Raw genomic sequence first — 13845 nt, forward strand, 5'->3', positions numbered from 1 at the left:
AGGGGGGCAATACAGTGGAATCACTTATCCCCTTCAACCTTTTTTCTGGAGATCACTATGCCCATCATTGCCTGGCTTCTCGGCGTCCCACTGTCTGTTGTTCTGCTGCTGATGCTGTTTGGTGTGTTTTAAACCCAGCTGCTGTCACAACTCAATGCAAAAAGCCGCGCAGGCCCTTCGGGGCGTGCGCGGCTTTTTCTTTTGGCAGGATGCGTTTTTGAAGAACCGTTGTCAGGCCAGTTCCTGTGCAGGCCCGCGGCCCATCAGCATTGCGACAGCAGTGTCGGGTTGAATCTCGCCGTCGAGCAGCGCCACGGCAGCACGGGTGATGGGCATGTCCACGCCCAGCAGCGCTGCACGCTGCGCCACAGTGCGGGCGCTGTACACGCCCTCTGCCACATGGCCCAGAGACTCCACCGCCTGCTGCAGGCTTTTGCCCTGCGCCAGCAACATGCCCACACGGCGGTTGCGTGACAGATCGCCCGTGGCGGTCAACACCAGGTCGCCCAGGCCTGAAAGCCCCATGAAGGTATCTGGCCGCGCACCCAGCGCCAGGCCCAGCCGCGTCATCTCGGCGAGGCCCCGGGTGATGAGCGCCGCCCGGGCATTGAGCCCCAGCGCCAAGCCATCACACAGCCCCGTGGCAATGGCCAGCACGTTCTTCACGGCACCGCCCACCTCCACACCCACGATGTCTTCGTTGGCGTACACCCGCACGCTGGGGCTGTGAAAGGCGCTCACCAGCGCATCACGCACCTGTGCATGGGGGCTGGCCGCCACCAGCGCCGTGGGTTGGCCGAGGGCTACCTCCTGCGCAAAGCTGGGTCCGCTGAAGACGCCTGCTATCAGTTCAGGAGCTACCTGTGTTTGTACCTCGTGCGCCAGCAGCCCGTACGCCCCTGATTGGTCGGCGGGCACCGCCTCAAACCCCTTGCAAAGCCAGGCCACGGGCGCCGTGCACCCGCGCAGTGCCTGCAGCATGTTGCGCAACGCTGCCATGGGAGTGGCCACGATGACCAGGTCTGCGCCACGCAGCAGCGCTGCAAAGTCGCCATCGGCCACGGTGAGGGAAGGAGGGAAGGCAATACCGGGCAGATAGCGCCGGTTTTGGCGTTCAGCGCGCATGTCGCTCGCCTGGGCAGCGTCACGCGCCCAGACCGTGACCGCATGGCCGGCAGGGTGCTGGGCTGCGCTCATGGCGAGCGCCGAACCCCAGGCACCTGCACCTAATACTATGATTTTCATAGCTATTAGCGCTTATCTATCAAGCGCTAGAGGCCAAAATGACCTCAAACTTCAAATGAATTATTGCGTCAGGATGGACGATGGCGCGCCAGCGGCCTGGGCCTGCTGCTGCTCGTACATCGCCTGGAAGTTGATTTCCGCCAGGTGTACCGGCGGAAAGCCAGCACGGTTGATCAGGTCGGCCACGTTGCCACGCAGGTAGGGGTACACGATCTGTGGGCAGGCAATGCTCATGATGGGACCCATCTGGTCTTCGGGCACATTGCGGATTTCAAAAATGCCAGCTTGCTTGACTTCGACCAGGAACACCGTCTTGTCCTGGATCTTGGTCTGCACCGTGGCAGTCACTGCCACTTCGAAAATGCCTTCGGCCACGGGCGTGGCTTCCACACCCAGCTGGATGTCCACGCTGGGCTGCTCTTGTTCCAGCAGGATGGCGGGCGAGTTGGGTTGCTCCAGCGACATGTCCTTGAGGTAGACACGTTGGATCTGGAACACGGGGTTTTCTTGGTCGGCCATGGTTGAAAAGTCTCTCTGCAAACTGGGTTTCAGCAAAACGAAACCCGCCGGGGAGCAGCTCCCGCAGCGGGCACATGGGGCTGCATTATGCAGCGCCCGGTGACGGGGTCAGGCCGCGCCCAGCAGGGGCATCAGCTCGCCGCGGCTGTCCAGGGCGACCAGGTCATCGTGCCCGCCCACATGGGTGTCGCCGATGTAGATCTGCGGCACGGTGCGGCGGCCGGTGGTCTCCATCATGTGGGTGCGTGCGACCGGGTCGGTGTCGATGCGGATCTCTTCGATCTGCTCCACGCCCTTGGACTTGAGGATCTGCTTGGCCCGGATGCAGTAGGGGCAGACGGCGGTGGTGTACATCTTCACGGGTTGCATGGCGATCCTCCTGGAAGCAACGGGGTCAAAAAAGGGCAAATTACCGGGTAGCCAAGGTATGTGGGGACGCTTTACGCTTTTTCCACTGGCAGGCTGGCTTCGCGCCAAGCCTTCAGGCCACCGGCCATGGCCTGGGCGTTGTCGTAGCCCAGCTTTTTGGCAATGCCCACGGCCCGGTTGGCACGGGCGCCACTGGCGCAGACCAGCACCAGCGGCAGGGCCTTGTTCTTGACCACGGACGGCAGGCGCTCTTCCAGCTGGCCCAGGGGTACGTTCTTGGCGCCACCCACGTGGCCGGCGGCGAATTCTTCGGTCTCGCAGACGTCGATGACCACGGCTTTTTCACGGTTGATGAGCTGCACGGCCCGTGCGGGGGTCAGCGATCCGCCACTGGCGCTCTTGAGGACCGGCCACAGCAACATGCTGCCCGAGGCCAGTGCAACGATGAACAGATACCAGTTGTCGATAATGAATTTCACAAAGATTCCTTGGGTTGGCGAACGGCGTAATTTTAGAATGGTGGATTTTGACCCGCCTTTCCTAGGGAAACCATGTACAAGCTCGTTTTGATTCGCCACGGCGAATCCACCTGGAACCTCGAAAACCGCTTCACCGGCTGGACCGATGTGGACCTTACGCCGACCGGAGTGTCCCAGGCCATGTCGGCGGGCAAGCTGCTCAAGGCCGAGGGCTACGAGTTTGACCTGGCATTCACCAGTGTGCTCAAGCGCGCCATCCATACCCTGTGGTACACCCTGGACGAAATGGATTCCACTTGGCTGCCCGTGGTCAAGGACTGGCGCCTGAACGAACGTCACTACGGCGCTTTGCAGGGCCTGAACAAGGCCGACATGGCCAAACAATATGGTGACGAGCAGGTGCTGGTATGGCGCCGCAGCTATGACACCCCGCCGCCCGCATTGGAAGCCACCGACGCCCGCAGCGAGCGCAGCGACCGCCGCTACGCCAGCCTGGCGGCCAGCGATGTGCCTCTGACCGAATGCCTCAAGGACACGGTCGCCCGTGTGCTGCCGTTCTGGAACGAGGCGATGGCCCCGGCCATCCGTTCGGGCAAGCGCGTGGTGGTGGCAGCCCATGGCAATTCGATCCGCGCGCTGGTCAAGTACCTCGACGGCATTTCCGAGGCGGACATCGTGGGTCTGAACATTCCCAACGGGATTCCACTGGTATACGAACTGGACGCAGACCTCAAGCCCATCCGCCACTACTATTTGGGCGATGCTGAAGCGGCTGCGAAAGCGGCAGCAGCCGTGGCATCGCAGGGCAAGGCGTAGTAAATAACGCGTAAAGACGGGTGAAAACCCGCCATATCCGCCCCCAAAATGAGAGCCCGCGCGGAACTGCGGCGGGTTCGGCCCTTCTAAGAGCCTGTCTGCCTCATTTCCTCGGGAAGAGTGCAGGCAGGCTCTCGGTGTATATTGATTCGAAGCGGTAAAGGTGTTGTATGGGCCACAAACTCAAAATTGCAGGGTGGGTATCGATTGGCGTGGTGGCCGGAGCGCTCACCACGGTTTCACTGCAAACGGTGGCGCGCGGCGCCATGACGCCCCTGCCGCTGGAAGAAATCCAGCAGCTGTCGGCGGTGTTTGGCTTGGTGAAGACAGACTATGTCGAACCGGTTGACGACAAAAAGCTCATCACTGATGCCATCACCGGCATGGTGGCCAGCCTCGATCCACATTCCCAGTATTTCGACAAGAAGTCCTTCAAAGAATTTCGTGAAGGAACATCGGGGCGTTTTGTGGGCGTGGGCATCGAGATCACGCAGGAAGATGGCCTCATCAAGGTCGTCTCCCCCATTGAAGGCTCGCCTGCGTTCCGTGCTGGCCTCAAGACCAACGATCTGATCACCAAGATCGACGAGACGGTGGTGAAGGGCCTCTCGCTCAACGACGCTGTCAAGCGCATGCGCGGCGAGCCCAACACCAAGGTCACGCTCACCATCTTCCGCAAGGACGAGAGCCGCACCTTCCCCGTCACCATCACGCGCGAAGAGATCAAGACCCAGTCCGTCAAGGGCAAGGTGATCGAACCCGGTTACGCCTGGATCCGCCTGTCGCAGTTCCAGGAGCGCACGGTCGATGACTTTGTGCGCAAGGTGGAAGAGGTGTACAAGCAGGAGCCCAATCTCAAAGGGTTGGTGCTGGACCTGCGCAACGACCCGGGTGGTTTGCTCGACGCCGCAGTGGCCGTTTCGGCAGCGTTTCTGCCAGCGAACGTGACCGTGGTGTCGACCAACGGCCAGTTGGCCGACAGCAAGGCAACCTACAAGGCCGCGCCCGATTACTACCAGCGCCGCGGCGGTGGTGACCCGCTGCGCCGCCTGCCTGCAGCCCTCAAGTCGGTACCTTTGGTGGTGCTGGTGAACGAAGGCTCGGCCTCCGCCAGCGAAATCGTCGCAGGTGCCTTGCAAGACCATAAGCGTGCCACAGTCATGGGCAGCCAGACATTTGGTAAGGGCTCGGTGCAGACTGTTCGCCCCCTGGGGCCAGACACGGGCATCAAGCTGACCACCGCGCGCTACTACACCCCCAGTGGCAAGTCGATCCAGGCCAAGGGCATCGTGCCTGATGTGATGATCGACGAGTCGGAAGAGGGCAACATCTTTGCCGCCCTGCGCATGCGAGAGGCCGATCTGGACAAGCACCTGGGCAGTGGCCAGGGCGAAGAAAAGAAGGACGAAGCTCGTGAAAAGGCCCGCGAAGAAGCCCGCAAGCGCATGGAAGAAGAAGCCAAGAAGCCCGCTGCCGACCGCAAGATGCCAGAGTTTGGTACGGACAAGGACTTCCAGCTGGCGCAGGCCCTGAACCAGCTCAAGGGCCGGCCGGTGCTGATCAGCAAGACGTTGACGGAACGCAAGGACGAAAAGAAAGAGAATTGAGCTTTCGCGCTCCCTGCTCATGAGGCCGGATTTCTCGCGAAGTCCGGCCTTTTTCATGCCTGCCGTGCGACCCCATTCGCCGCCCAATCCATCTCGCCACCACACCCCATGACCGACGACCAGCTCTTGCGTTATTCCCGCCACATCCTGCTTGATGAGATGGGCATTGAGGGGCAGGAGAAGGTGCTGGCCTCGCACGCGCTGATCATCGGTGCGGGCGGGTTGGGCTCGCCCGCCGCACTGTACCTCGCCTCGGCGGGGGTCGGGCATATCACGCTGGTGGACGACGATGTGGTGGACCTGACCAACCTGCAGCGTCAGATCGCCCACACCACCGCACGGGTAGGGGTGCCCAAGGTGGATTCAGCCGCAGAGGCCATGGCGGCCATCAACCCCGAGGTGCAGGTCACTGCGCTGAAAACGCGTGTGGATGCGGCGCAGCTGGATGCACTGGTGCAGTTTGCCACCGTGGTACTGGACTGCAGCGACAACTACGCAACGCGGCATGCGGTCAATGCAGCCTGCGTAAAACACGGTAGGCCGCTGGTGGCGGGTGCGGTGATCCGGTTTGACGCGCAGATCACGGTGGTGGACCCGCGCAACGCGCAGTCGCCTTGTTATGCGTGCATCTTTCCGCCAGATGCAGAGTTTGAGGAAGTGCGCTGCTCCACGATGGGCGTGTTTGCGCCTCTGGTCGGGGTGGTGGGTGCGATGCAGGCCGCCGAGGCGCTCAAGCTGATGGCGGGCATTGGATCATCGCTGGCGGGGCGGCTTTTGATGCTGGACGGAAGGTCCATGGAATGGAGCACGATGCAGGTGCAGCGAGCCCCCGAGTGTGCCGTGTGCGCACAGTGTTGTTAGGTAGGAATACTCCTACAGTCCCAGCGTGCAGCCGCTGGCAGAATTCAAACCTCTCAACGTCTAAATTTGAGGTTCGAACAGCGCACCCCTGCGACGTTCGCAAAAGTGGACCCGTCTGTGAAACTGCGCACCTACATTGTTGAAGACAACGCGACCATCCGTGAGAACCTGATCGGAACTCTGGAAGAGCTGGCGTCTGTGGAAGCGGTGGGTATGGCAGAGACCGAAGACGAAGGCAAGGCCTGGCTGTCTGCACACAGTGAGCATTGGGATTTGGCCATAGTCGATCTGTTCCTGCGCCAGGGCAGTGGCCTCGGCGTTCTGGCCGCTTGCCGTACACGCCGGCCCGGCCAGAAAATGGTGGTCCTCAGCAACTACGCGACACCGGATGTACGCATGCGCTGCGCGCAGCTCGGTGTGGATGCTGTCTTCGACAAATCCAACGAAATCGACGCGCTGGTGGATTACTGCATTCAACACAGCAGCAGCCCGGGTGCCATTGAGTCTGTCACTCAACCCGTATCAGCTCCCGGCCCTTTGTTGTGACGCGTCTCTCCGCGTGCGTGCGCAGCGGATGGGGCCCTTCAATTCCGTATACAGCCTGTTGTCCAACCTGCCCCAGCCTGGCACAACAGCCAGACTGAGGCAGCATCTGAATGTCAGTCAATCAGTCGGTTCTTGAGCGCGTAGTAGGTCAGATCGCTGTTGGACGACAGGCTCATCTTTTCCATCAGTCGCGTGCGGTACGTGCTCACGGTCTTGACGCTAAGCGACAGCGCCTTGGCAATGTCACCCGCCGTTTCGCCCTTGGCAAGTTTCAGGAACACCTGGAACTCGCGCTCCGACAACTGCTCATGCGGTGGCGCGTCGTCCTTGCGGTTCAGCTGCTGTGCCAGCAGCTCTGCGACCGCAGGGGTCAGGTAGCGTCGGCCCAGCGCAATGGTGCGAATGGCCTCCACAATTTCCGATGGCTCGCACTCCTTGTTCAGGTAGCCACTCGCGCCCTGGCGAATCAGGTTGATCGCATAGTGCTCTTCGGGGTAGCCGCTCAAAATGAGAATCCCCATGTCGGGGGCCTTGGCGCGCAGCATCGCAAGGGCGTCCAGGCCACTCTGGCCGGGCATCGACAGGTCCATCAGCAGGACATCGATTTCTTTGTTGCGCACCAGGTCAATGGCTTCGCGGCCATTGCCAGCTTCACCTTCGACTCGCAGGTCCACGTGCTCCGACAGGAACTGTCGCAGCCCGGAACGAACAATCGCGTGGTCATCCACAATGCCAATCTTGATCATTGATCTCTCTTTCAAGGGAGCGGCGTTGCCACTCCCGGTGCATGTTGATTTCAAAGTGGTCCTGCATGGCAATCCATGGTCGGTGCCACTTCCAGGTGATCGGCCATTATCCAGAATAAGCGTATGAACCTCAAAGAAAACACCCGTCGCTGGTTACCAAAAGTCCGCAAGATGGCGTTGAGCCTCCCCATGGCGCTGCTTGCAGCCATGATTTTGGTGGGGATCAATGAGACAGGTCACATGCGCTCGCAAGATGCCGTAGAGCGGATGACGCATGGGCAGAACACGCGCAGTGCGGTCAACACGCTGCTGCAGAGCATGCTCGATGCGGAGACCGGACAGCGGGGCTACCTGCTGACTGGTAACGAGACCTATCTTGAGCCCTACGACAATGCCGTGGCCACGGTGCAGACCAACCTAGACCGGTTGCGCAACCATTTCATGGACTCGCCGGACGACATGCAGGAGTTCGCACTGCTGTCGCGGCAGATATCCCGCAAGCTTGCTGAAATGGAGCTCAGCCTGCGCCTGCGCCGACAGGGCAACGAAGATGCCTGGAAGTTCATCCTGCACACGGACGTGGGCAAGGAACACATGCAAGCCATCCGCAAACACGCGCTGGAGCTGATTGCCCGCAGCGACCAGCGGGTAGAACTGGGTAAGCAGCAGATCGAGCAGTCGCTCATGCTGTCGCGGATCGGCATTGCCACGGTCACGGCCATTGGCTTGCTGGCCTTTTACATGTACCTTCGCCAAGCGCAGGCACTGCAGACTGTCAGCCAGCGTGAACAGGCGTTGCTCGAACGGGAGCGTGATCGCCTGGAAGGCCTGGTGCGAGAGCGCACCGCCACGCTGTCTGAACTGGCCAACCATCTGCAAGAGGTGCGAGAGGAGGAGCGTGGACACCTTGCCCGTGAGTTGCACGACGAACTGGGTGCCTTGCTCACGGCTGCAAAACTTGATGTGGCGCGGCTCAAGTCCAAGATTGACGCCACCGCGCCGGATATTGCAGAGCGCCTGAAGCACCTGACCGAAACGCTCAACAGCGGCATTGCACTCAAGCGCCGCATCATTGAGGACCTGCGCCCATCGTCGCTTTCCAACTTGGGCCTCACTGCCGCCATTGAAATCCTTACGCGCGAGTACGCCGAGCGCGCAGGTATCGAGGTAGAGACGAGCCTTGAAGCCGTGAAGCTGCCTGACGCAGCACAACTGACGGTGTACCGCATGGTGCAAGAGGCGCTCACCAACATTGGAAAGTACGCCAAGGCGCACAAGGTGCTGGTGTCCGTGCACTCTTATCCCACGCACGTGACGGTGCAGGTGCGTGACGATGGCGTAGGGTTTGATCCGACGGCTGTACGCTCCACATCGCACGGCTTGGCGGGCATGCGCCACCGGGTGGAGGCGGCAGGCGGGCGTCTTTCGCTGACGTCTAGCCCGGGCGACGGCACCTTGTTGTCAGCAGTGCTGCCAGTGCGACGCATGCCTGGTGAAGTGCCCGAGATCTCCGCGTAACGTGTTGGGCAGGGTCGGGGCAGTCGGCACCCTACCTGCAGATCACGCAGCAGCATGGGTCTGTTTTCAAGCTCGTGCCACGACGTCAACGACGCGCCATGTGTCGGGTCCTTTGCATGATTTTTGAAGGCTGTTGCAACGATGGCCTTGCTCCACCCTCGGGTGCGCCAGCGTGGCCCCTGGCCGAAGCTAAACACTGCAGCCCCTGAAGGCGGGCGCACATCTCTGCCTGGGCGAAAGCGCGCGACGGGAGCGTCCTGTCCTACATGCCCACCGCAGAGCCGCCGACACGGTAGCGCGCAAGCTACCGGCATCTCTGGCGAGGCTTGCTGCATACAGTAAACCCCAGGCGCAGAGATTTTCTCGCCACCCAATCAGCCGACACACCGGCCCCGACAAAAGGAGATGGAAATGTTGCATTACGCAGTGGTTTTTCTGGTTATCGCGCTGATCGCAGCCCTCTTCGGCTTCGGCGGCATTGCTGCCGGTGCCGTGGGCATCGCCAAGATCCTGTTCTTTGTGTTTGTGATCATGGCAGTGGTGACCTTTGTACTGGGTCTGCTCAAGCGGCGCTAATTACAAATACAAGCAGCGCTGATCCATCCGCATCACACATTCGCCGCACCGGCACTTGAATCCCACCTTCCCAGGAGTTACCCCATGAGCATCCAGACCGCCACCGACAAAGTTGCCAACAGCGCCCGCACCCTCGCTGACGATGTGCTGCAAAGCGCACAGGACGCCGTGCAGTCCACCCGCAGCGCTGCCAACAACACGCTGGAGCGCGCAGAAGAAGGCGTTCGCACCCTGCGCAGCCACACTGACCCAGCCATTGATGATTTGGCTGCACGTGCCCAAGAGCTGGCTGCACGCAGCATCGACTACTGCGCAGAGACCAGTGCACGCGCCCGCCGCCAGGTCATGCACGCAGCCGAAGCCACCGGTAAGTACGTGGCTGAGCAGCCCGGCAAGTCGATGGTGATCGCCGCAGCATCTGGCGCTGCGCTGGCCACGTTGGTTTTCTGGATGTCCCGTCGTCGCGGCACCTATTGATACACAACAAATTTTGGTGAGGCGCTAGCACGCTGGCGTCACCAGAGTTTGAACCCCACAGTCAGCCGGTCGCGGAGGGTGCAACAGATCGGCAGATTGAAGTTCTCCAGCACCCGCGTTCCCAACCATTTTCGACAAGGACAACACCATGAAATACGCACGCGCCCTCGCTTTTGCCGCTGTCGCCGGCATGACTATCGTTACGGCCACCGGATGTTCGGTGGCTCGAAACCAGCAAACCGCTGGTTCCTATATTGATGACGCTGGCATCACCACTGCGGTGAAGGCCAAGATGGCAGAAGACAAGACCGTGGCCGCGACGTCGATCAGCGTGGAAACGCTGAACGGCACGGTGCAACTGTCGGGCTTTGCCAAGTCACAAGCCGAAAAGAACCAGGCTGAGTCCATCGCGCGCAACACCAACAATGTGCGCGAAGTGCGCAACAGCATTGTTGTGCGTCCCTGATCGGATCACTTGATGCTTCGGTGTGGTGGGGCTTGCCCCGCTGCGCTGAGGCAGTTCAACGCAAGAGCAGACTCGGGGCGTGTCCTTGGGTCTGCTCTTTTGCGTTGGGCGCAGATGCACTGTGGCTACAGATGCCACGCGCCCACGTGGAGGTCCGCATTGGAGCGGACCGACGCTGAACTTTGGATATGACCCGCCTTTCGATCTTCGCCACCCTCCGCTGGGTATAAGCTCAACCATGCGCGTATTCAATTGCGACCATTGCGGTCACCTGGTTTTTTTCGATAGCGTGCAGTGTGTGCACTGTGGCAGCGCCCTGGCATTTTTGCCCGATGCATTGACCATGGCTGCCCTGGCACCTGCCCCGCAGGATGGCGCGGGCCTTTGGCGCCGGATGGGTGGCCGTGGTACCGCCCAGTACAGCGGCCGCTTGTACCGGCTATGCCACAACCACACCGAGCACCAAGCGTGCAATTTTGCAGTGCCGGCCAATGACTACGCCGAGTACTGCGTGTCCTGCCGGCAGACCAGGGTGCTGCCCGATCTGTCCGAAGTGGCCAACCGTGGGCGCTGGATGCAGATCGAGGCTGCCAAGCGGCGCCTTTTCTACACCCTGGCGCGGCTGGGGCTGGAGCCCGCACCAGGCCGCCCCGGCCCGGTGTTCGAGTTTCTGGCAGACCTTCCGGGTGGCCCTTCCATCATGACGGGGCACATGAGCGGCACCATCACCCTCAACGTGGCCGAAGCCGATGACGACGAGCGCGCGCGCAGGCGCATTGCCCTGGGTGAGCCCTATCGCACACTCATCGGCCATCTGCGGCACGAATCCGGTCACTTCTATTGGGACCAGCTGGTGCGAGACGGCGGGCGCCTGGAGGCGTTTCGCAGTGTGTTTGGGGACGAGCGCCAAGACTACGCAGCGGCGCTGGATGCGCACTACGCCAAGGGCGGCGACCTGGGCGACTGGGCGGAGCACCACGTCAGCGCCTATGCCGCGGCCCACCCGTGGGAGGACTGGGCCGAAACCTGGGCGCATTACCTGCACATGATCGATCTCTTGGAAACCTCCGCCAGCTACGCCACCGAGATTACGGTGCCCGGCATCTACGGCCCCCAGCGCAGCAGCGCAAAAGATCCCTTCAACAAACCAGCGCCGGACTTCAACACCATGCTGCTGCAGCTGGTGCCACTGACTTTGCTGCTCAACAGCCTGACCCGAAGCCTCGGCCAGCCGGACGCCTATCCCTTTGCTCTGGCCGGCGAGGCGCTGGAGAAGCTGCGATTTGTGCACGACATGGTGCGTGATGTGGCCAATCGGCCGGTGGCGCCGGTGGTGACCGCACCTGCGCCAGCGCCAGTTCCTAAATTGGTTGCTAAAAAGAATAGCAAACAATCGTTTAAGGACGTGCGCTAGCGCCTGTTTTAATCAAATTTCTGGTCTGTAGGGCATTCTCCAGTCGGGAGGCTGAGGGCGGCCTGAAACTTGCTTTGTGTCTGCCAGGACATCGGCCCTCACAGACCGAATCCCGAACCGATAGAGGGAAAGACCATGTTGAGCCGCACTGCCGATCATCTGTTCTGGATGGCCAGATATACCGAGCGGGCAGAGAACACCGCCCGCATGCTTGACGTCAACTACCAGAGCGCGCTGTTGCCGCAGTCGCCCGAGGTCGCGCTGCTGGGGTGGCAGGGGCTGCTGTCCATCAGCGAACTGCTGCCCGCCTACACCGCATTGCATGGCGAAGTGGTTCCGGCCAAGGTACTCCATTTCATGGTCAAAGACCCGGCCAACCCCTCGTCCATCGTGGCCTGCCTGCAGGCTGCGCGAGAAAACGCGCGGGCCGTGCGGGGTGCTCTGAACACCGAGGCGTGGGAGATTCAGAACCAGACTTGGCTGGAGGTGAACCGGCTCATCCAGGACGGCGCGCTGGAGAATGACCCTGCGCGGTTTTTTGAATGGGTGAAGTTCCGCTCCCACCTCACACGGGGTGTCACGGTTGGCACCATGCTGCAGGACGAGGCATTGCACTTTATGCGGCTTGGCACGTTTCTGGAGCTGGCAGACAACACCGCGCGGCTGCTGGACGTGAAGTTCCATGCGGTGCAGAGCGACTTCTTTGGCGCCGCTGCAGCCCAAGACCAGGACTACGATTTCTACCACTGGAGCGCCGTCTTGCTGAGCGTTTCGGGCTTCGAGACCTATCGCAAGGTGTACCGCGACGTGATCACCCCGGAGCGGGTGGCCGAGCTGCTGATCCTGCGTGCGGACATGCCGCGCTCATTGCATGCCTGCATGAAGGAGGTGATGGGCAACCTGGACATGCTGGGCAGCACGCAGTCTGCAGAAACACAGCGCCACGCCGGGCGGCTGCTGGCGCACCTGAAGTTTTCCCACATCGACGAAATTTTGACCAACGGCCTGCACGCCTACCTCACGCAATTTCTCGAACGCGTGAACGACCTGGGCGCACGCATCAGCCGGGACTTTCTGGTGCCTTCGACGGCGTAGCAGGGGCTGCTTCCGTTTTTGCCTCCACCACCCGCTCGGCCACTGGAGTCGGTGCTGGTTCCACGGTGACCGCGACCTGCAGCACATGGTGGTCGCCGCCATGGATCACGCCCCGCACCGGCGAGACATCCGAGTAGTCACGCCCAATGGCCAGGGTCACATAGTCTTCACCCGCAGCCCGATCATTGGTCGGGTCCAGATCAAACCATTCCGTGCTCTTGGTGTTTGCGCCATCCTCTCCATTGCTCTGCGCGGCACTGGGTGACCACACCGAAACCCAGGCGTGCGACGCGTCGGCCCCGACTAGCCGCGGCTGTCCTGGTGGTGGCTCCGTCAGCAAATAGCCGCTGACATACCGCGCGGCCAGGCCCATGCCGCGCAGGCAGCCAATCATTACGTGCGCGAAATCCTGGCACACGCCCCGGCGCAGCCGCAGGGATTCGAGTGCGGGCGTGCCCGCATCCGTGGCTTGGGCGGCGTATTCAAAATCGGCGTGGATACGCGACATCAGGTCGCTGGCCGCCTCCAGAACGGGGCGGTCTGGCGTAAAACTTTCAAGGGCATAGGCCACAAACTCGGCGTGCCGCGGAATGTAAGGCGAGGCAAAACCGAACTCGGCCGCAGGCTGGTAGGGCAAACCGCGGCGGTAGCACAGGCGCTCGCGCACCCGCTCCCAAGGCTCTCCCGGCGGCGCGGCGGGCGGTGGCGTGGTCTCCAGCAGCGTTTCGGCGCGCACGCGCAGCGTTTCGTGGGTAAACGGCAGGCTGAAGAAGGCGCGCGTATTGCCAAACACGTCCTCGGTGGTTTCACACTGCGCGGGCGCAGGCTCCACCTGCAGCGCATGGGTCAGCACGCGCTGCACCAAGCCGGTGCGTGGACGCAAGTGCGCCATGTGCTGGGCATTCTGCACCGCCGGGGTGTAGTGGTACACCGTTTCGTGGATGACGCGCAGTCTCATGGCAATCCAGGCATTGAAATTGGAGGCTGTGTTTGAAACCGGCGCGCTCGAGACGAGGGCAGCCGAGCAAGGGCCGCCCCGCAGTGATGGCTGCGTCCCCCTGCCCGCAACGCGCAGCGGTGCGAGAGCGGGGGGGTGGCGCGCAGCGCCTCA

The 13845-nt window shown here is 61.7% G+C and carries 16 protein-coding genes; 10 read left to right on the forward strand and 6 right to left on the reverse strand.

The annotated features are described in order from the left end of the window. Positions 1-231 precede the first annotated feature (231 nt). From ACK4OE_RS08100 to ACK4OE_RS08115, 4 genes are all read right to left on the reverse strand, one after another. The gene (locus tag ACK4OE_RS08100) at positions 232-1245 is read right to left on the reverse strand and encodes an NAD(P)H-dependent glycerol-3-phosphate dehydrogenase (RefSeq protein WP_409884206.1); all 1014 of its coding nucleotides are present in this window, start codon (positions 1243-1245) and stop codon (positions 232-234) included. 60 nt (positions 1246-1305) lie between these two features. Beyond that, positions 1306-1764, reverse strand: a complete 459-nt coding sequence (secB, locus tag ACK4OE_RS08105; RefSeq protein WP_409884207.1) for a protein-export chaperone SecB — start codon at positions 1762-1764, stop codon at positions 1306-1308. Positions 1765-1872: 108 nt separating this feature from the next. After that, complete coding sequence (gene grxC, locus ACK4OE_RS08110) at positions 1873-2133, reverse strand: glutaredoxin 3 (protein ID WP_409784917.1); 261 nt, start codon at positions 2131-2133, stop codon at positions 1873-1875. A gap of 71 nt (positions 2134-2204) precedes the next feature. Continuing rightward, complete coding sequence (locus ACK4OE_RS08115) at positions 2205-2612, reverse strand: rhodanese-like domain-containing protein (RefSeq protein ID WP_409884209.1); 408 nt, start codon at positions 2610-2612, stop codon at positions 2205-2207. A 72-nt stretch (positions 2613-2684) separates the two neighbouring features. On the opposite strand from ACK4OE_RS08115, the gene gpmA reads away from it, so the two are divergent. The 4 genes from gpmA (at position 2685) to ACK4OE_RS08135 (ending at position 6442) form a co-directional block, all read left to right on the forward strand. Further along, complete coding sequence (gene gpmA, locus ACK4OE_RS08120; RefSeq protein ID WP_409884210.1) at positions 2685-3428, forward strand: 2,3-diphosphoglycerate-dependent phosphoglycerate mutase; 744 nt, start codon at positions 2685-2687, stop codon at positions 3426-3428. Positions 3429-3598: 170 nt separating this feature from the next. Then, a complete protein-coding gene (locus tag ACK4OE_RS08125) occupies positions 3599-5035 on the forward strand; it encodes a S41 family peptidase (protein ID WP_409884211.1) in 1437 nt (478 codons plus the stop codon). Positions 5036-5143: 108 nt separating this feature from the next. Beyond that, positions 5144-5896, forward strand: coding sequence for a HesA/MoeB/ThiF family protein (locus tag ACK4OE_RS08130; RefSeq protein ID WP_409884212.1), 753 nt, complete (start codon positions 5144-5146; stop codon positions 5894-5896). Positions 5897-6013: 117 nt separating this feature from the next. After that, positions 6014-6442: a response regulator gene (locus tag ACK4OE_RS08135; protein ID WP_409884213.1), complete on the forward strand. Its 429-nt coding sequence runs from the start codon at positions 6014-6016 to the stop codon at positions 6440-6442. Positions 6443-6555: 113 nt separating this feature from the next. Here the strand turns inward: ACK4OE_RS08135 and ACK4OE_RS08140 are convergent, their stop codons facing one another. Next, positions 6556-7188 carry a response regulator transcription factor gene (locus tag ACK4OE_RS08140; protein WP_008903433.1) on the reverse strand — a complete coding sequence of 211 codons (633 nt, stop codon included), beginning with the start codon at positions 7186-7188 and terminating at the stop codon, positions 6556-6558. A 123-nt stretch (positions 7189-7311) separates the two neighbouring features. Here ACK4OE_RS08140 and ACK4OE_RS08145 point away from each other — a divergent pair, with 123 nt between their 5' ends. The 6 genes from ACK4OE_RS08145 (at position 7312) to ACK4OE_RS08170 (ending at position 12734) form a co-directional block, all read left to right on the forward strand. Then, complete coding sequence (locus tag ACK4OE_RS08145; protein WP_409884214.1) at positions 7312-8706, forward strand: CHASE3 domain-containing protein; 1395 nt, start codon at positions 7312-7314, stop codon at positions 8704-8706. A 411-nt stretch (positions 8707-9117) separates the two neighbouring features. Further along, a complete protein-coding gene (locus ACK4OE_RS08150) occupies positions 9118-9282 on the forward strand; it encodes a DUF1328 domain-containing protein (protein ID WP_409784907.1) in 165 nt (54 codons plus the stop codon). 84 nt (positions 9283-9366) lie between these two features. Further along, positions 9367-9759 (forward strand): hypothetical protein, encoded by a 393-nt coding sequence (locus ACK4OE_RS08155; RefSeq protein WP_409884217.1) that lies wholly within the window; start codon positions 9367-9369, stop codon positions 9757-9759. Positions 9760-9907: 148 nt separating this feature from the next. Further along, complete coding sequence (locus tag ACK4OE_RS08160; RefSeq protein WP_409884218.1) at positions 9908-10225, forward strand: BON domain-containing protein; 318 nt, start codon at positions 9908-9910, stop codon at positions 10223-10225. Positions 10226-10463: 238 nt separating this feature from the next. After that, entirely contained in the window at positions 10464-11639 is a 1176-nt protein-coding gene (locus ACK4OE_RS08165; RefSeq protein WP_409884219.1) for a putative zinc-binding metallopeptidase, read from the forward strand. A gap of 135 nt (positions 11640-11774) precedes the next feature. Continuing rightward, on the forward strand, positions 11775-12734 hold the full coding sequence (locus ACK4OE_RS08170; RefSeq protein ID WP_409884220.1) for an alpha-E domain-containing protein: 960 nt from the start codon (positions 11775-11777) through the stop codon (positions 12732-12734). On the opposite strand, the gene ACK4OE_RS08175 is transcribed toward ACK4OE_RS08170, so the two are convergent. Then, entirely contained in the window at positions 12700-13692 is a 993-nt protein-coding gene (locus ACK4OE_RS08175; protein WP_409884221.1) for a transglutaminase N-terminal domain-containing protein, read from the reverse strand. The genes ACK4OE_RS08170 and ACK4OE_RS08175 overlap by 35 nt on opposite strands. Between the last annotated feature and the right edge of the window lie 153 nt (positions 13693-13845).

The sequence above is a fragment of the Acidovorax sp. genome (assembly GCF_046314175.1).
Lineage (GTDB): Bacteria > Pseudomonadota > Gammaproteobacteria > Burkholderiales > Burkholderiaceae_C > Acidovorax.

What these genes read in the sequence shown, in the direction of transcription:
- ACK4OE_RS08165 (WP_409884219.1), top strand. Translation starts at nt 10,464, where the DNA reads ATGCGCGTATTCAATTGCGACCATTGCGGTCACCTGGTTTTTTTCGAT.
- ACK4OE_RS08125 (WP_409884211.1), top strand. Translation starts at nt 3,599, where the DNA reads ATGGGCCACAAACTCAAAATTGCAGGGTGGGTATCGATTGGCGTGGTG.
- ACK4OE_RS08175 (WP_409884221.1), bottom strand. Translation starts at nt 13,692, where the DNA reads ATGAGACTGCGCGTCATCCACGAAACGGTGTACCACTACACCCCGGCG.
- ACK4OE_RS08130 (WP_409884212.1), top strand. Translation starts at nt 5,144, where the DNA reads ATGACCGACGACCAGCTCTTGCGTTATTCCCGCCACATCCTGCTTGAT.
- secB (WP_409884207.1), bottom strand. Translation starts at nt 1,764, where the DNA reads ATGGCCGACCAAGAAAACCCCGTGTTCCAGATCCAACGTGTCTACCTC.
- ACK4OE_RS08170 (WP_409884220.1), top strand. Translation starts at nt 11,775, where the DNA reads ATGTTGAGCCGCACTGCCGATCATCTGTTCTGGATGGCCAGATATACC.
- ACK4OE_RS08150 (WP_409784907.1), top strand. Translation starts at nt 9,118, where the DNA reads ATGTTGCATTACGCAGTGGTTTTTCTGGTTATCGCGCTGATCGCAGCC.
- gpmA (WP_409884210.1), top strand. Translation starts at nt 2,685, where the DNA reads ATGTACAAGCTCGTTTTGATTCGCCACGGCGAATCCACCTGGAACCTC.
- ACK4OE_RS08155 (WP_409884217.1), top strand. Translation starts at nt 9,367, where the DNA reads ATGAGCATCCAGACCGCCACCGACAAAGTTGCCAACAGCGCCCGCACC.
- ACK4OE_RS08160 (WP_409884218.1), top strand. Translation starts at nt 9,908, where the DNA reads ATGAAATACGCACGCGCCCTCGCTTTTGCCGCTGTCGCCGGCATGACT.
- ACK4OE_RS08145 (WP_409884214.1), top strand. Translation starts at nt 7,312, where the DNA reads ATGAACCTCAAAGAAAACACCCGTCGCTGGTTACCAAAAGTCCGCAAG.
- grxC (WP_409784917.1), bottom strand. Translation starts at nt 2,133, where the DNA reads ATGCAACCCGTGAAGATGTACACCACCGCCGTCTGCCCCTACTGCATC.
- ACK4OE_RS08140 (WP_008903433.1), bottom strand. Translation starts at nt 7,188, where the DNA reads ATGATCAAGATTGGCATTGTGGATGACCACGCGATTGTTCGTTCCGGG.
- ACK4OE_RS08100 (WP_409884206.1), bottom strand. Translation starts at nt 1,245, where the DNA reads ATGAAAATCATAGTATTAGGTGCAGGTGCCTGGGGTTCGGCGCTCGCC.